General features: G+C 72.8%; 22 protein-coding genes. 12 read left to right on the top strand and 10 right to left on the bottom strand.

The window, feature by feature from the left end; all coding sequences use genetic code 11:
• Window positions 1–125 precede the first annotated feature (125 nt).
• Both AB0637_RS24095 and AB0637_RS24090 read right to left on the bottom strand, forming a co-directional pair.
• Window positions 126–1127 carry a sugar phosphate isomerase/epimerase family protein gene (locus AB0637_RS24095; protein ID WP_366175270.1) on the bottom strand — a complete coding sequence of 334 codons (1002 nt, stop codon included), beginning with the start codon at window positions 1125–1127 and terminating at the stop codon, window positions 126–128.
• A gap of 78 nt (window positions 1128–1205) precedes the next feature.
• Entirely contained in the window at window positions 1206–1862 is a 657-nt protein-coding gene (locus AB0637_RS24090; RefSeq protein WP_366175269.1) for a GntR family transcriptional regulator, read from the bottom strand.
• 33 nt (window positions 1863–1895) lie between these two features.
• Between AB0637_RS24090 and AB0637_RS24085 the strand changes: the two genes are divergently transcribed.
• Both AB0637_RS24085 and AB0637_RS24080 read left to right on the top strand, forming a co-directional pair.
• Window positions 1896–3233: a M20/M25/M40 family metallo-hydrolase gene (locus tag AB0637_RS24085; RefSeq protein ID WP_366175267.1), complete on the top strand. Its 1338-nt coding sequence runs from the start codon at window positions 1896–1898 to the stop codon at window positions 3231–3233.
• Window positions 3234–3338: 105 nt separating this feature from the next.
• Window positions 3339–4886 (top strand): methyl-accepting chemotaxis protein, encoded by a 1548-nt coding sequence (locus tag AB0637_RS24080; RefSeq protein ID WP_366175265.1) that lies wholly within the window; start codon window positions 3339–3341, stop codon window positions 4884–4886.
• A gap of 18 nt (window positions 4887–4904) precedes the next feature.
• On the opposite strand, the gene AB0637_RS24075 is transcribed toward AB0637_RS24080, so the two are convergent.
• Genes AB0637_RS24075 through AB0637_RS24065 form a run of 3 tightly spaced genes read right to left on the bottom strand, consistent with a single transcriptional unit; the run spans window position 4905 to window position 7869 of the window.
• On the bottom strand, window positions 4905–5900 hold the full coding sequence (locus AB0637_RS24075) for a PDR/VanB family oxidoreductase (RefSeq protein WP_366175263.1): 996 nt from the start codon (window positions 5898–5900) through the stop codon (window positions 4905–4907).
• Window positions 5897–7033, bottom strand: coding sequence for an aromatic ring-hydroxylating dioxygenase subunit alpha (locus AB0637_RS24070; RefSeq protein ID WP_366175261.1), 1137 nt, complete (start codon window positions 7031–7033; stop codon window positions 5897–5899). Before AB0637_RS24070 ends, AB0637_RS24075 begins: the two co-directional genes overlap by 4 nt.
• A 17-nt stretch (window positions 7034–7050) precedes the next feature.
• The gene (locus AB0637_RS24065; protein ID WP_366175259.1) at window positions 7051–7869 is read right to left on the bottom strand and encodes an IclR family transcriptional regulator; all 819 of its coding nucleotides are present in this window, start codon (window positions 7867–7869) and stop codon (window positions 7051–7053) included.
• A gap of 134 nt (window positions 7870–8003) precedes the next feature.
• Between AB0637_RS24065 and AB0637_RS24060 the strand changes: the two genes are divergently transcribed.
• The 7 genes from AB0637_RS24060 (at window position 8004) to AB0637_RS24030 (ending at window position 13339) form a co-directional block, all read left to right on the top strand.
• Window positions 8004–9620, top strand: a complete 1617-nt coding sequence (locus AB0637_RS24060; RefSeq protein WP_366175258.1) for a long-chain fatty acid--CoA ligase — start codon at window positions 8004–8006, stop codon at window positions 9618–9620.
• The gene (locus tag AB0637_RS24055; protein WP_366175257.1) at window positions 9617–10075 is read left to right on the top strand and encodes a DUF3237 family protein; all 459 of its coding nucleotides are present in this window, start codon (window positions 9617–9619) and stop codon (window positions 10073–10075) included. The genes AB0637_RS24060 and AB0637_RS24055 overlap by 4 nt, the downstream gene beginning before the upstream one ends.
• 60 nt (window positions 10076–10135) lie before the next feature.
• On the top strand, window positions 10136–11068 hold the full coding sequence (locus tag AB0637_RS24050) for an SDR family oxidoreductase (RefSeq protein ID WP_366175255.1): 933 nt from the start codon (window positions 10136–10138) through the stop codon (window positions 11066–11068).
• Window positions 11069–11073: 5 nt separating this feature from the next.
• Window positions 11074–11982 (top strand): amidohydrolase family protein, encoded by a 909-nt coding sequence (locus AB0637_RS24045; RefSeq protein ID WP_366175254.1) that lies wholly within the window; start codon window positions 11074–11076, stop codon window positions 11980–11982.
• Window positions 11979–12461, top strand: coding sequence for a MaoC family dehydratase (locus tag AB0637_RS24040; protein ID WP_366175253.1), 483 nt, complete (start codon window positions 11979–11981; stop codon window positions 12459–12461). Before AB0637_RS24045 ends, AB0637_RS24040 begins: the two co-directional genes overlap by 4 nt.
• A 73-nt stretch (window positions 12462–12534) precedes the next feature.
• Window positions 12535–12975, top strand: a complete 441-nt coding sequence (locus AB0637_RS24035; RefSeq protein ID WP_366175252.1) for a MarR family transcriptional regulator — start codon at window positions 12535–12537, stop codon at window positions 12973–12975.
• A 40-nt stretch (window positions 12976–13015) separates the two neighbouring features.
• Window positions 13016–13339 carry a hypothetical protein gene (locus AB0637_RS24030; RefSeq protein WP_366175251.1) on the top strand — a complete coding sequence of 108 codons (324 nt, stop codon included), beginning with the start codon at window positions 13016–13018 and terminating at the stop codon, window positions 13337–13339.
• 24 nt (window positions 13340–13363) lie between these two features.
• Here AB0637_RS24030 and AB0637_RS24025 read toward each other — a convergent pair whose 3' ends face one another.
• Complete coding sequence (locus tag AB0637_RS24025; RefSeq protein ID WP_366175250.1) at window positions 13364–14017, bottom strand: LysE family transporter; 654 nt, start codon at window positions 14015–14017, stop codon at window positions 13364–13366.
• A 74-nt stretch (window positions 14018–14091) separates the two neighbouring features.
• On the opposite strand from AB0637_RS24025, the gene AB0637_RS24020 reads away from it, so the two are divergent.
• A complete protein-coding gene (locus AB0637_RS24020) occupies window positions 14092–14523 on the top strand; it encodes an Lrp/AsnC family transcriptional regulator (protein ID WP_366175249.1) in 432 nt (143 codons plus the stop codon).
• A 59-nt stretch (window positions 14524–14582) separates the two neighbouring features.
• Here the strand turns inward: AB0637_RS24020 and AB0637_RS24015 are convergent, their stop codons facing one another.
• Together AB0637_RS24015 and AB0637_RS24010 are read right to left on the bottom strand one after the other, a co-directional pair.
• Window positions 14583–15056, bottom strand: a complete 474-nt coding sequence (locus AB0637_RS24015) for a hypothetical protein (protein ID WP_366175247.1) — start codon at window positions 15054–15056, stop codon at window positions 14583–14585.
• A gap of 7 nt (window positions 15057–15063) precedes the next feature.
• Window positions 15064–16095, bottom strand: a complete 1032-nt coding sequence (locus tag AB0637_RS24010; RefSeq protein ID WP_366175246.1) for a tyrosine-type recombinase/integrase — start codon at window positions 16093–16095, stop codon at window positions 15064–15066.
• A 556-nt stretch (window positions 16096–16651) separates the two neighbouring features.
• On the opposite strand from AB0637_RS24010, the gene AB0637_RS24005 reads away from it, so the two are divergent.
• Window positions 16652–17320 (top strand): GNAT family N-acetyltransferase, encoded by a 669-nt coding sequence (locus AB0637_RS24005; RefSeq protein ID WP_366175245.1) that lies wholly within the window; start codon window positions 16652–16654, stop codon window positions 17318–17320.
• An 85-nt stretch (window positions 17321–17405) separates the two neighbouring features.
• On the opposite strand, the gene AB0637_RS24000 is transcribed toward AB0637_RS24005, so the two are convergent.
• Together AB0637_RS24000 and AB0637_RS23995 are read right to left on the bottom strand one after the other, a co-directional pair.
• Window positions 17406–18206, bottom strand: a complete 801-nt coding sequence (locus tag AB0637_RS24000) for an amino acid transporter (protein ID WP_366175244.1) — start codon at window positions 18204–18206, stop codon at window positions 17406–17408.
• A gap of 498 nt (window positions 18207–18704) precedes the next feature.
• The gene (locus AB0637_RS23995; protein ID WP_366175271.1) at window positions 18705–19373 is read right to left on the bottom strand and encodes a hypothetical protein; all 669 of its coding nucleotides are present in this window, start codon (window positions 19371–19373) and stop codon (window positions 18705–18707) included.
• A gap of 395 nt (window positions 19374–19768) precedes the next feature.
• Between AB0637_RS23995 and AB0637_RS23990 the strand changes: the two genes are divergently transcribed.
• Window positions 19769–20251, top strand: a complete 483-nt coding sequence (locus AB0637_RS23990; RefSeq protein ID WP_366175243.1) for a hypothetical protein — start codon at window positions 19769–19771, stop codon at window positions 20249–20251.
• Window positions 20252–20375: the final 124 nt, after the last annotated feature.

The raw sequence follows: 20375 nt of genomic DNA, 5'->3' as shown, positions 1-20375 counted from the left end.
TCACCCCGTGGGGGACGGGCTGGACGAAGTGGGAGTACAGGTCGACGAAACCGGCGACGGAGTCGTCGACGAACTCCGACGGGTCACCGAAGATCTTGGTCATCTGGACGGTCTCCTTCGATCGCTCAGTGCTTCGCAGCGCCGCTGCTGAACGGCTGGAACGGGGTCTCCTTGGGCAGGACCCGACGGATGTACTCGCGGTTGGTCGCACCGACGCTGATGCTGTCGCCGCCGTAGTGTTCCACGCAGAAGGCGCCGCGGAAACCGGCGTCGAGGGCCATCGTGATGGCCTTGCGGTAGTTGATCGTCCCGAACTCCAGGGGAGCCGGGTGCGTGCGCACCGAACCGGTCGAGGGTTCCTCGTCGCGGTAGTAGTTCTTGAGGTGCCAGTAGTTCGTGTACGGGAACGTCTTGGCGGCGATCTCCTCCCACGGCTCCACCTCGCGGTGCAGGCGCAGGATGTTGCCGAAGTCGGGGTTGAGGCCGACGTTGTCGTAGCCGACGTCCTGGACGAACTGGACCATGCGGTCGGCGGTGCCGAGGTAGGTGTCCTCGTACATCTCCAGCGCGATCTGCACCCCGACCTCCTGGGCGTGCTGCGCGAGTTCCTTGACCTTGCCCACGGCCACGGAGCGCACGTCGTCGCTGAAGTCGTCGGCGTAGCCGGGCTCGAGCCAGAACCACAGGGCCTTGGCCTGGGCGGGCGTGAAGCCGCGCATGAACCCGAAGTTCACGACGGGGATGCCGATCGCGGCGCACGCGTCGATGGCGCGGTGGGAGTACGCGAGGTTCTCGTCGGCCTTCTCGTGGTCCATGACCGAGCGGCGCGAGGTCGAGAACGCGGGGATCTGCAGACCCGCGGCCCGCACGGTGCGGGCGAACTCCTGCTGGCGCTGCGGGGACAGGTCCGCGATGCGGATCCAGGTGTCCGTCGGGTCGATGCAGGTGTAACCGGCGTCCGTCATGACCTCGAAGGTCGCCGCCCACCCCTCGGCCGACTGCTCCTGCACCGTCGTGCCGTCCGGGAGGACGTGCGGGTGCGGCATCATCGGCACCGTGATCGGCCAGTTCTGGCGGGTCAGCACGTCGGGGAAGCCGTCGAACACGCGGGTGGCGTCGTCGCTCACGTTCTCACTCACTCCTGAGGTCGTCGTGCCAAGGATTCTATAGAAAATCATGGAGCTTGGCGAGTGCCCCGCCGCGTGTCACTCGACCGCGCGCTCCAGCACCCTCCGCAGGTGCACCCGCATGGCCTCCGCGGCGGCCGTCGGGTCGCGGTCCTCGAAGGCCCGCACGATCGCCTCGTGCTCGGCGACGCTCTCCTGCGCGTCGGTGACCCGCTCCTCGACCTGGTGCAGGCGCTGCACGAAGCCGCGGAAGGAGTCGAGCGTGCGGACGATGAAGGGGTTGCCCGTCCCCTCGGCCAGCAGCTCGTGGAAGGACCAGTCGGCCTCCAGGTAGTGCTTGAAGCCGGAGTAGCCCGGACCCGTCGGGGCCTGCCGCTGCTCCTCGACCGCCGCCCACAACCGCGTGACGAAGGCGTCGTCGGTCCGGGCGCACGCCCTCTCGGCGTTGCCCGGCTCCACCAGCAGGCGCACGTCGACGAGCTGGCCCAGCTCCTCGCTGGACAGCAGCGGGGCGGCCCGGTACCCGCGCCGGGCGCTGCGCACGACGAGGCCGGACCCCTCGAGCCGGGCCAGGGCCTCGCGGACCGGGGTGGCCGAGACGCCGAGCCGGTCGGCGAGGGTCTGGGTGCGCAGCGCGGACCCGGGTTCGAGCCCGCGGTTCATGAGGAGTTCGAGGATCGTGTCGTGCACGGTGTCCGTGAGCCCGCGGGGAGTCGTCACCGACCAGTCGTCCATGGGACCGGGACGCTACCGGCTACGGTTGCGGGGGTGAGCGCCGACACCAGCACCTCGCAGGGCACCCCTCCGGCCGAGGACGAGGTCCTCGACCTCTGTCGCGACCTGATCCGCATCGACACCTCGAACTACGGCGACGGCTCCGGCCCGGGGGAACGCGTGGCCGCCGAGCACGTGGCGGAACTCCTCCACGAGGTCGGTCTGCAGCCGGAGTACGTCGAGGGGTTCCCGGGCCGCGGGAACGTCGTCGTCCGGGTTCCGGGCGACGAACGGGGCACGGCCGAACGCGGTGCGCTGCTGCTGCACGGGCACCTCGACGTCGTCCCCGCCCGCGCGGCGGACTGGAAGGTCGACCCGTTCAGCGGTGAGGTGGCCGACGGCTGCCTGTGGGGTCGCGGCGCGGTCGACATGAAGGACATGGACGCGATGCTGCTCGCCGTCCTGCGCGAGACCGCCCGCGCCGGCACGCGTCCGCCGCGGGACCTGGTGTTCGCCTTCCTCGCCGACGAGGAGGCCGCCGGGGTCGAGGGTGCGCAGTGGCTCGTGGAGAACCGCGCCGACCTGTTCGAGGGCGTCACCGAGGCCGTGAGCGAGGTCGGGGGTTTCTCCGTCGACCTCGACGGCCACCGGACGTACCTGCTGCAGACCGCCGAGAAGGGCCTGGCCTGGTTGCGCCTCGTCGCCCACGGCCGCGCCGGTCACGGTTCCCAGGTCGGCACCGACAACGCCGTGACGCGGTTGTGCGCGGCCGTCACCCGCATCGGCGGGCACACGTGGCCGTTGGAGTACACCGCCACGGTGCGCCAGTTCCTCGAGGGCGTCTCGGAGATCACCGGGGTCCGGTTCGACGAGGAGGACCCCTCGGCCCTGCTCGCCACCCTCGGCACGACCGCACGCTGGGTCGGCGCCACGCTGCAGAACACCGCGAACCCGACGGTCCTGGAGGCCGGGTACAAGCACAACGTCATCCCCGGCACCGCGACCGCGCTCATCGACACCCGGTTCCTGCCCGGCCGGCAGGAGGAGCTCATGGCGACGATCCGGGAACTGGCCGGGGACCGCGTGGACGTCGAGGTCGTCAACGAGTCCGTGGCCCTGGAGACGGAGTTCGCGGCGCCGCTCGTGGACCGGATGCGCGCCGCGCTCGAGGCCGAGGACCCGGGCGCGTCGGTGCTGCCGTACTGCCTGTCGGGCGGGACGGACAACAAGTCGTTCTCGCACCTGGGCATCCGCGGGTACGGCTTCGCCCCCCTGCGACTGCCTGCGGGGATGGACTTCGCGGGCATGTTCCACGGCGTCGACGAACGCGTCCCGGTCGACGCGCTGGAGTTCGGCGTGCGCGTGCTGCGGCGGTTCGTGGCGACCTGCTGACACCCCCGCCGACGCCCCCTGCCGATCGCGTCTGAGACGACTCAAGCGCTCGCCCCGGACTGCCGATGGACCAGCATCGTCCGTCGTGAAGGGGAGTGCTGAACCGTGTCGTTGACCACCCGGATCGTGGGGGCCGCAGCATCGCTGGCCGTGGTGGCCGTCGCCACCGGCACCTGCGGGGTGCTGGCGACGCGGTCGGTGTCCCAGGACATCGACGACCTGGCCAAGGGGCCCCTGCAGCGCCAGACCACCGTGCGGGCCATCGAACTCGCGAGCAGCGACATCGCCACCCTGGCGTTGAGCGGTGCCTTCGTGCCCGGGCAGGGACCGGTCGTGGCCCCGCAGCTGGAGAAGCGCCGGGCCGACGTCACCGCCGGCATCACCCAGCTCGCCGCCCTCGTCCCGGCCTCCGAGCAGGGTCTGGTCGCGGACCTGCGCGCGCAGTACGAGGCCGGTGAGGCGGCCGGGCAGCAGATCCTCGCGGCCAAGGACGCCGCGTCGGCGGCGGCCGCCAACCAGGCCTACGACGCCGCGCAGACGGGGTTCGGCAAGGACATCACGACCCTCAGCGCGAGCGCGGACGCCGCCGTCGCCGCCGCCGTCTCCGACGGTCGGGCTCAGGCCGAGAAGGCCCTGTTGTTCACCGCGGGTCTGCTCACGGTCGGTTTCGCGGTCTCCGCCGGCGTCGTCACCCTCACCGTGCGCCGCATCCGCTCCGACGCCCAGGCCATCGTCGAGGTCGCCCAGGCGCTCGAACGCGGTGACCTGACCGCGAGCAGCGGCATCGACAAGTCCGACGAGCTCGGCCGCGCGGCCGCCGCCCTGGACCGGGCGCTGGCGCAGCTGCGCGTGGACATCGCCTCCGTCGCCGACGGTGCCGGCACCCTGGGACGCACCTCCAGCACGCTGGCCGACCGCAGCCTCGAGGCCGGCAGCGCCTCGCAGCGCACGGGCCGCAGCGTCGAGCTCGTCGCCGGCGACGTCGCCTCGGTGGCCACGAACCTGCAGGCGATCGGCGCCGGTGCGGACGAGATGGGGTCGGCGATCCGCGAGATCTCCTCCTCCGCCGCCGACGCGACGAGCGTTGCGGCGCAGGCGGTCCAGGTCGCCGACGACACGACCGCGACGGTCTCGCGACTCGGTGAGTCGTCCGCCCAGATCGGTTCCGTCGTCAAGGTCATCACGGCGATCGCCGAGCAGACGAACCTGCTGGCCCTCAACGCCACCATCGAGGCGGCCCGGGCCGGGGAGATGGGCAAGGGTTTCGCCGTCGTCGCCGGCGAGGTCAAGGAGCTCGCTCAGCAGACCGCCCGCGCCACCGAGGACATCGCCCGCCAGGTGCAGGCCATCCAGGACGACACGACCGGTGCGGTGTCCGCGATCGGCTCGATCGCCGAGGTCATCACCCGCATCAACGACCTGCAGACGACGATCGCCTCCGCGGTCGAGGAGCAGACCGCGACGACCTCGGAGATCGCGCGCTCGATCGCCGAGGCGGCCGCGGGCGCCGACCGGGTGGACGGCGGGGTCCGCGAGGTCTCCGACGCGACGCGCACGACGGTGCAGACCGTCGAGTACGCGCAGCGCGCGGCCGAGGAGGTCGCGGGGATCTCGACCCAGCTGCAGTCGCTGGTGGGTCGCTTCCGCTTCTGACGCGACCCGGGCCCGGTCTCAGGGCAGGTCGAGGACCAGGAGGGGTTCGCGCCCCTCCGGTCCGGCGGCGACGCGGGACACGCACACGCAGAGCGCGTTCCCGGCCTCCTGCTGCTCCTGCGACAGGAACACGTCGCGGTGGTCGGCGAGGCCCTCGACCGCGCGCACCGGCAGGACGCACAACCCGCACTCGCCCTTGAGGCAGTCGTACATGGGGTCGGCGCCCTGGCGCTGCAACGCCTCCAGCACGGTGCTGCCGGGCTCGACGACGGCGTCCAGGCCCAGCGCGGGCAGCTGCACCCGGAACCGCTGCGCCGAGTGCCGGCCGGAACTGCCGAACGTCTCGTAGCGCAACGCCGTGGGCGGCATCGCGTGCCGCCGCCAGGCGTGCGTCACCGCGTCGAGCAGACCCAGCGGGCCGCACACGTAGGCCTCGGTCCCCGGGGCCTCGCGGGCGGTGCGGGCCACGAGCGCGTCGACGTCCAGGCGGCCGCCCTCCGCGGACACGGCCGGTCGCACCCGGTCCCCGAGCTCGGCCTGCAGGTCGTCGAGGTAGGGCATCCGGTCGCGGGAACGGCCGGCGTAGACGAGTTCGACGTCGGCGCCGAGGCGCGTCAGGGTGCGGGCCGCGGCCGCGAGCGCCGTGATGCCGACCCCGCCGGCCAGGAGGAGGTAGCGCTGGGCGCCGATGCGGACGGGGAAGTTCTGCAGGGGTCCGGTGCAGCGCAGCCTGTCCCCGGGGCGCAGGCCGTGCACGTACGCCGACCCGCCGCGGCTCGTCGGCGACAGGTGCACGGTGAGGGCGAGGCGGGAGCCGTCGGGGGTGGAGTCGACGACGGAGTAGGAGCGGATCTCCGGTCGTCCGCCGGGGACCTCGACGCGGACGTCGAGGTGGGTCCCGGGGTCGGCGCGCCGGCGAGCGCCGGCGGGGGTTTCGAGCACGACGCGCCGGATGCCGGTGGCGACGTCGGTGGTCTCGACGACGCGGGCGTCGTGGAAGGTGCGGGGGCTCACGAGCCGACCTGGGCTGGTTCGCCCTCGGCGCTGCTGGGGACGGGCAGGGCGCGGCCCTCGGCGGCGAGCATGCGGTCGAGGATGCGGCGGACCCACATGCCGCCGGCGTCGACGGTGAGGCTGTAGAACACCTTGTCGGGGTTGGCGTCGATGTTGCGCTGCTGGGCGACGAGCATGGCCTCGTCCTCGGCGAAGACGCCCTTGACGCCTTCGCGCAGCTGGGTGGTGATGAGCTGGCTGTCGAGGCGGTAGTTGCGCATGAACGCCCAGAAGTAGTGCGAGGTGGTGTCGGTCTCGGGCGTGATGGTGTTCATGACGTAGCCGTTGACGCCGCGGGAGCGGTCGCCCTCGGGGGCGCCGGTGCCGGCTTCGGCGACGCCGACGTCGATGCAGATGGTCGAGGGCGCGTAGTAGTGGATGATCTGCCAGCGGTCGACGCGGCCGTCGAAGTCGGGGAACTTGTCGCGCATGTTCTTGCGCCAGAACGGCGGGGGTTCGACGTCGTGCATCCAGCGGGTGACTGTGACGCTGCCGTCGTCCTCGTGGCGGGTGGTGAACTCGCTCTCGCTGAGTTCGGCCTGGCCGATGCTGGAGCCGTGGACGAACTCCTCGTGGGTGAGGTCCATGAGGTTGTCGAGGACGAGCTGGTAGTTGCAGGGGGCCTCGATGGTGAGGCCGTCGCCGGCCCACTCGGGGGAGTCCATCTGGTGCATGTCGGGGATGGTGGCGGCGTCGGCGAGCAGGGGGTCGCCGGGCCAGACCCAGACGTAGCGGTACCGCTCGACGACGGGGTAGGACGTGACGAGGGCGCTGGGGTTGACGGTGGCCTGGGCGGGCATGGCGGTGCAGCGGCCGGCGGCGTTGTACTGCAGGCCGTGGTAGGGGCACTGGATGCCGTCGCGGCCGACGAGCTTGCCGAGGGACAGGGGGGCGAGGCGGTGCCAGCACGCGTCGTCGAGGGCGACGGGGCGCCCGTCCTGGGTGCGGTAGAGGGCGAGGGGGCGGCCGGCGACGGTGCGGGCCGTCGGCGCCTTGGCGGTGACCTCGTGGTCCCAGGCCGCCACGTACCAGGCGTTGAGCGGGTGGGGGAAGATCTTGGCGGTCACCCGTCCGGGGACGTCGAGCTCGGTCACGGTGGGCCTCCTGGTCCTCAGCGCTGGGGAGCCGGGGGTTCCCGGCGGTCCGAACCCTCCGCCGCCGGGGGGTGGTCGCGCCAGAGGGACTTCCGCACTGCGGAAGGCGGGGCGCCCAGGGCTCGGGAGATGCCGAGCGCGGCGGCGCGGACGGCGGGGCCGAGGGCGGTGGGGGACAGGCTGCCGTGCCGCACGACGAGGGAGACGGCCGCGACGACGTCCCCGTCGGGTCCGCGGACGGGGGCGGCGACGGAGACGGCGTCCTGGGTGACCTCGCGTTCGCTGACGGCGACGCCGGTGCGCCGGACCTCGGCGAGGGCGGCGCGCAGGTGGGCCGGGTCGGTCTCGGTGTACGGGGTCCAGCGCTTGACGGGCAGGGCGAGGGCGGCCTCCTGGACGTCGGCGGGGGCGTGGGCGAGCAGGGCGCGCCCGACGCCGGTGGAGGCGAGGGGGAAGCGGGTGCCGACGCGGGTCATGACGGTGACGGCGTCGCGGCCGGTGAGGCGTTCGACGAAGACGCTCTCGAGGCCTTCGCGGACGGCGAGCTGGACGTTCTCGCGGGTGGCGACGTACAGGTCCTCGAGGAAGGGCAGGGCGGCGTCGCGCAGGGCGTTGCCGCGGGGGGCCAGGGAGCCGATCTCCCAGAGGCGGAGGCCGACGTGCAGGGATCCGTCGGGGTCGCGTTCGAGGGCGCCGCAGCGCAGGAGGTCGCCGACGATGCGGTGGGTGGTCGTGAGGGGCAGCCCGGTGGCTGCCGCGACGTCCGCGAGCCGCTGGGAGCGGCGGGCGGGGGTGAAGGCGGCGAGCACCTCGAAGGTGCGCGAGGTGAGGGTCACCCGGACAGCATGCCCCCTCCACCCGTCGATTGACAGGATTCCTGTCGATCTGCACACTCGTGCCGTGGCCGGTCACCCGGCCGTGGCACGACCCGACGACCATCCCCGACGACGTGGAAGAAGGCACAGCGCCCGTGGACGGCTTCGACACCCTCCTCGACCGCGGACTGGGGTCCTGGCCCGCACGGCGGGCCCGCATCGACCCCGACGCCGTCGCCCTCAGCCAGGGTCCGCGGACCCGCACCTACCGTGAGCTCGCCCGCCGCACCGACCGGCTGGCCGCGGGCCTCACCACCCTCGGTGTCGCCCGCGGGGACCGCGTCGCCTACCTGGGGCTCAACGACCTCGCTGCGCTCGAGCTGCTCTTCGCCTGCGGCCGCGCGGGGGCCGTCTTCGTCCCCCTCAACGTCCGCCTCGTCGCCCGCGAGCTGGCCTTCGCCCTGCGCGACTCCGGCACCGAGGTGCTCGTCGTCGGCCCCGGCGTCGACGCGGTCGCGGCGGCCGTCGTGGCCGAGGACGTCCCGTTGCGCACCGTCCTCACGCTCGGCCCGGTGGCCGGCGTCGACGGCGCGTTGCTGGAGGACGTGCTGCTGGACGACGTGCCGGCCGACCCCGCGGGGGGCGCCTCCCTGGAGGACCCCGCGGTCGTGCTCTACACCTCGGGCACCACCGGCCGCCCCAAGGGCGCGGTGCTCACGCACGGGAACCTGACCTGGAACACCCTGAACCAGCTCACCCACGTCGACGTCTCCCGCCGCGAACGGGCGTTGTGCACGGCGCCGCTCTTCCACGCCGTCGGGCTCGGGCAGATCAGCCTGCCCACCCTGCTCAAGGGGGGCCGGGTCGAGGTCCTGCCGCGGTTCGACGCGGCCGTGCTCCTGCGCACGGTCGAGGAGTTCGGGGCCACCAGCTTCTCGTGCGTCCCCACGATGCTGCAGATGATGGTCGACCACCCGGCCTGGCCGGGCGCGGACCTGTCCTCGTTGCAGACCGTCGTCTACGGCGGGTCCGCGGTCGTCGAGCGGGTCGCCCGCGCCTGGCGCGACCGCGGTGTGGAGGTCGTGCAGGGCTACGGCATGACCGAGGCCTCCCCGGGGGTGTTCATGGAGACCCCCGCGGACGGTGCCGCTCGGCCGACCTCGGTGGGGGCCCCGCACTTCTTCGTCGACGTCGCGGCCGTCGGCAGCGACGGCCGGCCCGTCCCGCTGGACCCGGCCACGACGCCCTCGGAACTGCTCGTGCGCGGACCGAACGTCTTCTCCGGCTACTGGGGCCGCCCGGCCGACACGGCCGACGCCTTCACGGGCGAGGCGGGGGACTGGTACCGCACGGGCGACGTCGTCGACGTGGACGCCGACGGCCGCGTCCGCGTCGTGGACCGGCTCAAGGACCTCTTCATCTCCGGCGGCGAGAACGTCTACCCGGCCGAGGTGGAGGCCGTCATCGCCAGCCTCCCGGGGGTCGCCACGACCGCACTGGTCGCCGTCGCCGACGAGCGCTGGGGCGAGGTCGGCGCCGCCTACGTCACCGCCCTGGACGGCGTCACGCTCGACCCCGACGACCTGCGCGAGCAGTTGCGCGCGCGCATCGCGGCCTACAAGGTGCCCCGGTGGGTGTTCTGCGTCGACGCACTGCCCATGGGGGGCACCGGCAAGATCAAGCGCGTCGACCTGCGCCACCGCGCCGCCGCCGACGTGGCTGAGCTGAGAGCCGCCCTGGCCGGCGCTCACGGCAGCGAGGTCGCCCGGTGAGCGCGCCCGGCCTGCGGGAACTGTTCACGCTGCGCGTCGAGGTCGGGGACCCCGTCGACCTGGGCCCGGCCGCCGACGGGCACCGCCGCATGGTGCCCATCCTCGGCGGCACGTTCGACGGACCGGGCGGGGTGAGCGGTCGGGTGCTGCCCGGCGGGGCCGACCACCAGGTCCTCACCCCCGGGTTCACCGTGCTCGACGCCCAGTACGTCGTGGAGACCGCGGCGGGGGACCGCCTGTCGGTCCACAACCGGGGCGTGCGCAGCGGGGACCCCGCCGACCTGGCGGCCCTGGCCCGCGGCGAGGAGGTCGACCCCGCCCGGATCTACTTCCGCTGCACCCCGCGGCTGTCCAGCTCCGCCCCGGACTGGGCCTGGGTCTGCGGTCGCGTGTTCGTCGCCGACGCCCAGCGCCACCCCCACCGCGTCGACGTCCAGGTCTTCACGGTCCTCTGAAACCCCACCCGCGTCCGAGCGGACGCCACGAACCCGTTCCACCACAGGAGGAGTCAGCAGATGAGCACCACGTTGCAGGGCAAGGTCGCGGTCGTGACCGGCGCGGGGGCGGGCCTCGGCGCCGCCTACGCCGTGGCGCTGGCCCGGGCGGGCGCCGCCGTGGTCGTGAACGACGCCGTGGAGGCCCCCGCACGCAGCACCGTCGAGGCGATCACCGCGGCCGGCGGGCGCGCGGTGGCCGTCGTCGACCCCGTCGGTTCCGCCGAGACGGCCCAGCAGCTCGTCGACACCGCCCTGGCCGAGTTCGGCGGCTTCGACGTCCTCGTGACGAACGCCGGGATCCTGCGCGACAAGTCTCTGCTGAAGATGACCGACGACGACTTCGACGCCGTCCTGGCCGTTCACGTGCGCGGGACGTTCTCCTGCGTCCGCGCCGCGTACGCCTCGTTCAAGGACCGCGGCGTCGCCGGTCGCATCGTGACGATCGGCTCCCCGACCGGTCAGCGCGGGAACTTCGGGCAGACGAACTACGCCGCCGCCAAGGCCGCGATCGTCGGGATGGTCCGGACCTGGGCGCTGGAGATGAAGAAGGCGCAGGTCACCGTCAACGCCGTCGTCCCCGTCGCGGCCACCGCCATGACGCGGACCGTGCCCTACTTCGCGGCCGCCGTGGAGGCGATGGACGCGGGGGAGCCGATCCCCTCCTTCTACCGGCACGACCTCGGTTTCGGCACCCCCGAGGACGTCGCGGGCCTCGTCGTGTTCCTGGCCTCCGACGCCTCCGACGGCATCAGCGGTCAGGTCCTCGGCGCCGGCGGGGACCGGTTGCAGGTCTGGAGCCACCCCGAACCCGTCCTCAGCGTCCACCACGACGGCGGTTGGGACGCCGACACCATCGCCGCGCAGTTCGCCCCGCAGCTGCGGGAGAACCTGCAGTCCGTCGGGGAACGGTTCCCCGAACTGCCCGCCGACCTCGTGCGCCCGAAGGCCTGAGTCCGGTGTACCGCCCCGAGATCGACGTCGACGCCGTCACGGCCGTCGACGTGCACGTCCACGTGGAGGTCGGCGACCACGGGCACTGCTCGCTGCCGCCGGACCTGGCTGCCGCTGCGGCGCAGTACTTCCGCACCGACGGGGTGACCCCGGACATCGCCTCGATCGCGCAGTTCTACCGCGAGCGCCGGATGGCGGCCGTGGTGTTCACCGTCGACGCCGAGCACCAGCTGGGGCACCCGCCGATCCCGAGCGAGGAGGTCGTGCGGCAGGCCGCCGACCACGCCGACGTGCTCGTCCCCTTCGGGTCGGTGGACCCGCACCGGCCCGACGCGGTCGACCGGCTGCACTCCCTCGTCCACGACCACGGGGCCAGGGGTTTCAAGCTGCACCCGACGGTCCAGGGCTTCGACCCCTCCGACGAGCGGTTCCGGCCGTTCTGGGCGGCCCTGGCCGACCTGCGGCTGCCGGTCGTCGTCCACACGGGACAGACGGGCATCGGCGCGGGCGTGCGGGGCGGTCACGGGTTCAAGCTGCGCTACTCCGACCCCATGCTGCTGGACGACGTCGCGGCCGACTTCCCCGACCTGTCGCTGGTCTTCGCCCACCCGTCGGTGCCCTGGCAGGACGAGGCCATCTCCATCGCGACCCACAAGGCGAACGTCGCGATCGACCTGTCGGGCTGGCGTCCGAAGTACTTCCCGGCGAACCTCGTGCGGGCCGCGGACACGTTCCTGCGCGACCGCGTCCTCTTCGGGTCCGACTTCCCCCTCATCCACCCCGACGTCTGGATGAAGGACTTCGCCGACCTCCCGATCCGGCCCGAGGTGCGGCCCCTCATCCTGCGCGAGAACGCGTTGCGCATCCTCGGCCTCACCGCAGAACCCACCCACCAGACCCAGGAGCAGTCATGAGCACCCAGGACACCGCCACCCCCGCCGCCCAGAAGGTCGTCCGCTTCGACGAGCTGGCCGGTCTGGTCGGCACCGAGGTCGGCCCGTCGGGCTGGCTGCTCGTCGACCAGGAACGCATCGACCGCTTCGCGGTCGCGACCGAGGACGACCAGTGGATCCACACCGACCCCGAGCGCGCCAAGGACGGCCCGTTCGGCGGCACCATCGCCCACGGGTTCCTCACGCTCTCCCTGCTCATCCCGCTGTGGTCGGAGGTCTTCGACGTCGAGGGCGTCACCACGAAGGTCAACTACGGGATGGACCGCGTCCGGTTCACCGCCCCCGTCCCGGCCGGTTCCCAGGTGCGCTTCGCCGGGACGCTCAAGGAGGTCACCGAGGTCAAGGGCGGCGTGCAGCTGACGGTCTCGGGCGCCATCGAGATCGAGGGCCAGGAGCGCCCGGCCGTCGTCGTCGACTTCCTCGTCCGGTTCTACGCCTGAGTCCCCACCCGAGCACGGCCCGGCGCCCGGTGGTGGCCGACGCACCGGCCGGGCCGTGCTGTTGGATGTCCTGGTGACCAGCCAGACCGACGTGACCCTGCTGTACCTCATCAAGCAGGTGGAGCTCGCCATCCGCAACCGCCTCGACGCGGTCGTGGGTGAGCACGGTCTGACGTCGCTGCAGTACACGGCCCTCACCGTGCTGGAACGGCACCCCGGCATGACGTCGGCCGACCTGGCCCGCAACTCCTTCGTGCGGGCGCAGACCATGGCCCAGATGGTCGTCGACCTCGAGGCCAAGGGGCACGTCGCGCGGCAGGTCGACGAACGGTCCCGGCGTCGGATGCTGCTGACGCTCACCCCCCTGGCCCAACGGGTCCTGGACGACCTGCGCGACCCCGTCGCCGACATCGAGGCGGAGATGGTCCGCACCCTCGGGGTCCGCGAACGCGAGACGTTCCGCAAGGCGCTGCAGGTCTCCCGCCGGGCGCTGGGGGAGGCGCCGCCGCGCTGAGGGCCCGGGTCCCCCGGTCCCCGGGTCGTAGGGTGCGCCGGTGCCCCGCTACGACCGAGACGAGATCGCCCGCCGCGCCGGGCACGCCACCTGGCGTGAGGCCGTCGAGGCCACCGCCGCTCTGCCGCAACAGGAAGCCGGTCGTCTCCTCGGGGTCAGCCACCCGACCGTCCGCCTGTGGCGGGCCGAGCTGGGGCTGGGCCCGGCGGCGGCCCGACCGTCGGCCGCCGACTCCGCCGCGGCCTTCCGCGACGACGTCGACGATCCCCGGCACGGCAGCGCCAACGGCTACCGCAACCTGAAGTGCCGGTGCGAGCGCTGCACCGCCGCCTGGACGGCCTACCAGCGCGACCGCCGCGGCTGACCCCCGCCGCCCGGCGCGGGCCCGTCAGCCGCGCAGCGCGAGGCCGAGGGCCAGCAGGAGCACCAGACCGTGACCGGCGAGCCCCGTCACCGTCCGCGAGGCCGGGGACGGGGACGGGGACAGCCGACCGCCCACGGCCGCGGCCGTGACGGCCAGCGCGGCGTGCCAGGACCCCGATCCGAGGAAGACCCCGACGACGAACCCGACGCGGTCCGTCCCCGACCCCAGCGCCCTGCTCAGCCCGGAGACGACGAGCGCGAAGTGGACGACCGTCGCCGGGTTGACCACGGTGAGGGCCGCGAACCGCAGGGCCACCCCCGGTGCTCCCCCCGGGCGCGCCGGACGGCCGCCCGCAGGTCCCCACGCACCCGTGCCGCGGGAGCGCCACACCCGGTGCAGCCCCCGGCCCGCGACGACGGCGAGCACACCCGCTGCGAGCCACCGCACCGGCTCCGCGTGCGGTCCGATCGCGTCGGACGACGCCGCGCCGGCGAGCACCGCTGCGCCCGCGTACAGCAGGTCGGTGGCGGCGACGCCCACCGCGGCGGCCAGACCGCGGGCCCTGCCTCCGGCCAGGGCCTCCTGGACCACCAGGACGCCGACCGCGCCGACCGGCACCGCGAGGCCGAGTCCGGCCACCACGCCCGCCAGGACCGCTGAGAGCCACGTGAGTTCCACCGGGCCAGGGTCGGCCGCGCAGGTGCAGGTGCAGACGCTGCCGCGGGACCGGGACGTGCTGCGATGATCGCGGGGTGGACGCCACGGACCGCGACATCCTCAGTCTGCTGCGCCAGGATGCGCGGATGTCGTACCGCGACCTCGCGTCGCGGGTGGGCCTGTCCGCCAACGCCACCGCCGACCGGGTCCGTCGCCTGCGCGCCCAGGGCGTCATCCGCGCGTTCGTGACGGTCGTCGACGAGACCGCCGCTCCCGACGCGCGCCTCGACCTGCTCGTCGACGCCCGGCTGCGGCCGGACACCGACCCCGCGGCCCTGGAGGCCGTCCTGGCCGCTCACCCGTCGGTCGTGGAGGCGCTGCACGTCACGGGCGCGTGGGACTACCAGCTGCGGGTGCGGGTCGCCGGCGTCGGGCACGTGGACGCCTTCGTGCGGGGCCTGAAGCGGGACGCGGGCGTCGAGGCCACGCAGACGCGACTGGTCCTCGGCGCCGTCCGGCACGGGTGAGGAGACGGCAACGGGACCGCCGCGGCTGTGCCGGCGACGGTCCCGTGAGCTTTCGGGGGTCAGTCCCCGGTCTTGACGCCCGTGGCGGCGTCGAGCGCCGTCCGCGGGTCGGTGCCGTCGGCGCGGGCGGCGACGACGATGTCGATGAAGCCGTTGAGGGTCTCCTCCAGCGGCGCGTCACCGCGGGCTTCCCAGTGGTCGTGGTCCACGGCCTCGGCGAACTCGGCGAAGGCGGCGGCCGCCTCGGACTGGTCGGCGTAGGTGCCCTCGTTGACCGCGAGCCAGTGCTGCCACGCGGCCGGGAACGCCTGCCCCTGGGAGGTGGACTCGGCGAACCGCAGGACGGTCCCCACGGTCTCGGCGTCCAGGCTGTGCGGCGCGAACGCCAGCACCGTCGCCGCCTGCGGGTGGTCGGCGATCACGTCCAGGGTGCCCGCCCGCTCGGCCTCGTCGAGGAACCGCTCGAGACTGCGGTGGTTGCCCGCCGGCCAGGGCATCTTGTTCGCACAGTGGGTGCGCCGCGTCGTCGCCATGGTCGGATCATCGCACGGATCCCGTGGTCGACGGCTCCCCGGCCAGCGTCCGGAGCGCCGCGTACGACCGGCTGGCCGCGGCGGCCGCCCGCAGTTCGTCCGCCCCGGCGTCGACGTACTGCTGCGACGTCGCCAGGCTGCGGTGACCGAGCAGCCGCATCACCTCGACGGCACTGGCGCCGCCGGCCACGACACGTGTCGCGAAGGTGTGACGCAGTGCGTGGACGAGGGCCCCGCGCTGCACGCGGTCGCTGACCCCTGCGGCGCGGTAGCACTGCTCGACGAGGTACTGCAGCTGGTGGCGGGACAGCTGACGTCCCTGCGTGTCGACGAACAGGGGGCCGTCGAGCCGCGGTCCGCGGACGGCGGGGAACCGTCGTGCACGGCTGGCCAGGTACCGGTCCAGGAGTTCCCCGAGCGCCTCCTCGACGGGCAGGCTCCGCTCCGAACCCCCCTTGCCCCGCACCCGGACCCGGCGTTCCCCCGTCGTCCCCGCCAGGTCCCCGATCCGCAGGCCGACCAGCTCGGCACTGCGGACACCCGTCACGAGCAGCGTCGCCACGACGGCGAGGTCGCGTTCGGGCCACGGGTCCCGCGCCCGTCGACCCGCGGCCACCGCACCCAGGAGGACCTCCGGGGTGTCGTTGCCGCGCAACGGCTTCGGACCCTGCTCGACGGGTCGTGGCCGGTGGACGCCGGCCATCGGGTTCCCCGGCAGGACGTCCTCGGCGACGAGGAACCCGCACAGACCGTTCCAGGTCGACCAGCACCGCGCGATGGAACTGCGGGCGTGGTCGAGGGCGAAGTCGGCGAAGGCCGCACGCAGCGCGGGTGTCGTCAGGTGGGCGACCAGGGGAGCGTCGACACCGACCACGGCCGCCAGACGGGGGGTGATGCCGGCCACGTCGCGCGTGCGCGCGGCGAGGGTGTGGGGGGAGTCCTTGCGGGGGAGTCGGGCCACTTCGTAGGCCTGGACGGCGGTCGACAGGGCGGAGGAAGTGGTGAGGGACTCGAGAACCCCGGGGTTCAGGGGAGCCATGGCCTGAGCGTAGCCATCGGGGGAGTGGCGTGTCAAGCGATCACGTTGCAGCGCAACGGGTTCGGGGGAGTCACGCATGGAAGCACCGCATATTCCTCGTTATGCGGAGTTCGTGGGCCGTCGTCGGGGTCGGTGTCGGCGCCTGCCCGTGGCCACCGGTGTTCGATCGGTGTTCGAGAGTTGGCCGTCGTCGCCACGGTGCGCAGTGGTCGTCGGGCGCGTGCCGTTCAGGCCGATGCACGGTCCAGACGCCCCGGGGTCGCCGCGCCGAACGCCCGTTGACGGGGACGTCGACGTCGACGGGCCCGCGAGACGTCATCCGTTCGGACGCATCAGGGTCGGGTGGCACGCGGCGCGATGAGCACGAACCGGGTGTCACGCGGTCGGCACGAGAACGTCGGGCGGACAGTCGGCGTTGCGGGTCACGTACGGCTGTCTGGGCCGCCCCGCCACATCTCCCAAGTGAGCCGATAATCTACATTATGAAATTTCGTGGTCGACACCTCATGCCCTGCTCCCACGTCACGACCCTCTGCAGCGTCGCTACGGTGCTCACGTGACCGACTCGGAGACCCGCGCCTCTCGGGTGGACGTCGACGGCGTCGTCATCGACCTGCCGAACGCCAGCGAGGCCGGCGCGATCGGTCGGATGCAGCTGCTGTCGTGGCACCAGACCTACCCCAACGCGGAACGCGGCATCGACGCGCAGTGGATCGATGAGCAGATGATGCCCAGGACCTCCCCGGCGGCCGACGAATTCCGCCGGGGACGGATGACCGCCCAGCGACTGAACCCCGAGGGCACCCTCTACCGCGTTGCTCGCAACGGCTCGGACATCGTCGCCTTCGTCCACGCCTCGCGGCCCGACTCGACCCCGTCCATCCCCACGTCAGCCGCGCGACGGCGAGACGACGACGCGGGTCAGGAGGCTGCGACGCTCGACGCCCTCTACGTGCTGTGCGAGCACCAGGGTTCAGGGCTGGCGGATCACTTGATGACTGTCGTCCTCGACTGGCTTGGCGATCAAGCGATGCGCCTGGAAGTCGCCAGCTACAACGCCCGCGCCATCCGCTTCTACCAGCGCCACGGCTTCCGTCTCACCGGTCACACTGCGGTTTTCCGCGACCGGATCCCCATCGTGTCGATGCTCAGGGCTGAGGGCCACCGCACGTTCGGTGGAGGCTCGCGAGGTTGGAAGAGTGCCTCATGCCGACGAGTCACGTAGCCCGCCGGTCGACCTCGTCGCCCTCGGTGGTTCTGGTGCACGGCTACCACCTCAGCGCCCAGCAGTGGCGCGACGTGGTGTGGGGTCAGCCCCACCGGAACCGTCTCGGCCGAGTCCCCCGCGCCGTGCTGACCGCCTTGGCCCAACCCGACCCGCTCCTGCTGCTCGGTACCGGAGCGCCCGCCGACGGTGGTGTCCTGGAGTCCGAGCACACCCTGAACTTCACGCGCACCCACGATGCGGCGTACCGCAGCTGCACGATCCAGGGGTGTGTCGTGTCGGTCAACTGGAGAGCCTGGATGAGCCAGGCGCGCCGTGAGTCGTCCAGAGCGCCGGCCGTGAGGGCGAAGTCGTCCTCGTCCTTCGCGCGCGGGTCGGCGCTCTTGTAGAGCAGCTGCACCTCCGGGGCCAGGACCGCCCGCTGCACGATGGAGGCAGGACCGCTCAACGTTCGCCAGTTGCGGCGGATCCGCAGGTCCCGCCGGTACACCCAGTCCCGCTCGTCACTCACCTCGTCGCCGCCCTCGTCTCGGTGGTCGTCGGCGAGGTCGTCGATCATCAGCTGCAGGCACCAGTCGTCGCCGGGAGTGGGCCGGCACCAGACGTCGTGCACGCCGGACGGCAGCTCCTCGGAGACAGGCCACGGCCGCAGCGTGCCCGGCGGGTCGGCGACGTGCAGGTCCCACTCGGACAGCTGCTCGCGCAGCTGGGGAAGGTGCGGGCGCAGCACCAGGACGTCGATGTCCTCGTGCGGGCGGGTCTGCCGGCCCAGGTGCAGGTCGATCGCCCACCCACCGGCGATCCACCAGGGCACCTCAGCACCGCCCAGCAGGCGAGCCACCTCGTCCGCATCCAGTGGCGACCACGACCCCAGCTCGTTGCTCACCACGGCAGCCTGACGCACCGTCGAGCCGCAGTCGCCCGGACAGGCACAACCCGTCCTTGCGGTCGCGGTCGTGAACTCCCTGGTCCACTCCCCCCGCAGGTCCCGGTGATCTTCGACCAGGACAGGTGGAGTGGGACGAACAGAGCACCGGCCGTCTCACTCTGCTCCTTTCACCGGACCGCCCCGACCTCCGCGGCCATGAGCGACCTCACCGTCTCGACCTGCGAGGCACCCGAACCGCGACGTCTCCTCGACGCGTTCTGAGAGCCTGACCGCATGGAGCCGTACCGTTGTCTGCAAGTCGTGTCACCAGAAGGCGAACTCCGAGTACGAGCGCGAGAAGAGGTCCGAGCACCCGGAACTCGTCCGCCAGGAGACCTGTGGCGGATGGACACGATGACCCCAGACGAGTGCGACGCGTTGCTCACTCGGCAGGAGAATCGACCGCAACCGCACCAGGGGGCGCGCCAAGCCCGGGGCGAAGCGGTGGAGCGAGCGTCAGGAGGGGACGTCTCCGCGGTGACGCCGAGGGGGCCGACCTCCGCAGGCGAGCACCCGACAACCGGTCAGGCGGCCCGCTGGACGTCCGCCACTCCCCCTGGTCTCAGTGATCTTGGACGCCGGCCGTCTCACCTGACGTGTCGGCGTCCGTTTCAGAAGGTGGTGACCACGGAGCAGGACGCAAGCCAGGTGCCCTCCTGGCGGACGTAGTCCTGCAGGAAGTGCAGGCGCCACGCGGTGTGGCTGCAGTACACGGTGGCCGGCAGCCTCTACGCCTTCGGCTGCACGTACCCCGTCGTGTGCGTGAGGGTGAAGTCGGCGGTCAAACAGGTCAGCGACTTCGGCGGTGTCTCCTGCCACCATCGCCGCCAACTGTTCGCGGATGCGAGAGACGACGTCTGCGGCTGAGCGGTCCTCGGCAGGATTTCCCCGAGGTTCCCACTCCCGCGCGGCTCCGGTGTCGGTCACGTCCTCAGGCCTCCGGGATCCCCCGGCCGAACGCCCCCAGGGTGGTGGCACGTGCGCGCCTCGGGACGTGCCATGGAGCGTCCTGGGCCGGGTGGCGTTCTGCTCCACCCAGTTCCGCAGGTGGGCCAACGGTTCGCCGGCACTGACCCCGAGGGGCGTCAGCGCGTACTCGACGCGCACGGGAACCTCGGTGAACACCGTCCGGTCGACGAACCCGGCGCTCTCCAAGCGCTTGAGCGAGGCCGAGAGCCCTCCGGGCTGACGCCCTGCACTGCGCGACGCCGCTCACCGAACCGGTGAGGACCGTCCTCCAGGACGCCGATCGCGAGAGCGGTCCAGGTGTTCGCCAGGAGGTCGAGCATGCAGCGGCACGGACGGGCGGCTGCCTACACGTCTCGACCCTGCGGCCCATCACGGAAGCGACGGTGTGGGAGGCGCACCGCCTGGTCGAGGCAGGTGCGACGGGGAAGTTCGTCCTGACCCGCGAGGACGTCGCCGGCGGGTGAGGCTGGCGCCCGAGGAGCTTCTCGGTACTCCGGCGGGCTGGGGACTCCGCTGGCCCGTCCTACCCCCCGGGGGTAACGTCTGATCTCGTGAGAGCCGCGAGCAGACCCGCCGCGACCCTGTCGGTCCTGTCGCGCCTGCTGCTCGTCGTCGCCGTCACCCTGGGCCTCAGCGCCATGCACGTCCTCGCCGCCGCCGTCAGCGCGGGGCACGAGGCCGTCCACGACGCCGGCACGGCGATGTCGGGGCCGATGCCGGTCTCGGACCACGTCGCGCCCGTCGTCCCGCCCCACGGGATGGGCGCCGCCCACTCCCCCACGCAGGCCGGGACGCACGTCCAGGCGCCGGGGACCGACCACGAGCACCACCACCCGATGGGTGACTGCGTGCCGTTCCTGTCGGCCGGCATCGCGCTGCTCTTGGTCCTGTTCGCCTGGGCCGCAGCCCGAGCCCTGCGTCCCTCCTACCGGCTCAGCGCGCCCTGGCTGGGCATGGTCATCGCGACCACGCCCTGGCGCGGGCCCCCGCCGTGGCACTGGCCACGCATCAACCTCTGCGTGATCCGGGTCTAGGCCGACCCCCTGCGCGCGTGGACGACGTCGTCCACGCGCTGCTCCGTGGTGGCATCCACTATTACACAACCCAGGAGATTGACCCGTCAATCGCCCCACCAAAACCAACCCCCCCCCCCACGCA

It is taken from the genome of Kineococcus sp. NPDC059986 (genome assembly GCF_040702905.1).
Classification (GTDB): domain Bacteria; phylum Actinomycetota; class Actinomycetes; order Actinomycetales; family Kineococcaceae; genus Kineococcus.
The sequence above is the reverse complement of the archived record's forward strand: the minus strand, read 5'-3'. Positions and strand labels throughout refer to the sequence as shown.

Excerpts from the sequence above, each read along its gene's own strand:
- AB0637_RS24090 (WP_366175269.1), bottom strand. The coding sequence starts at position 1,862 with ATGGACGACTGGTCGGTGACGACTCCCCGCGGGCTCACGGACACCGTG.
- AB0637_RS24050 (WP_366175255.1), top strand. The coding sequence starts at position 10,136 with ATGAGCACCACGTTGCAGGGCAAGGTCGCGGTCGTGACCGGCGCGGGG.
- AB0637_RS24040 (WP_366175253.1), top strand. The coding sequence starts at position 11,979 with ATGAGCACCCAGGACACCGCCACCCCCGCCGCCCAGAAGGTCGTCCGC.
- AB0637_RS24015 (WP_366175247.1), bottom strand. The coding sequence starts at position 15,056 with ATGGCGACGACGCGGCGCACCCACTGTGCGAACAAGATGCCCTGGCCG.
- AB0637_RS24010 (WP_366175246.1), bottom strand. The coding sequence starts at position 16,095 with ATGGCTCCCCTGAACCCCGGGGTTCTCGAGTCCCTCACCACTTCCTCC.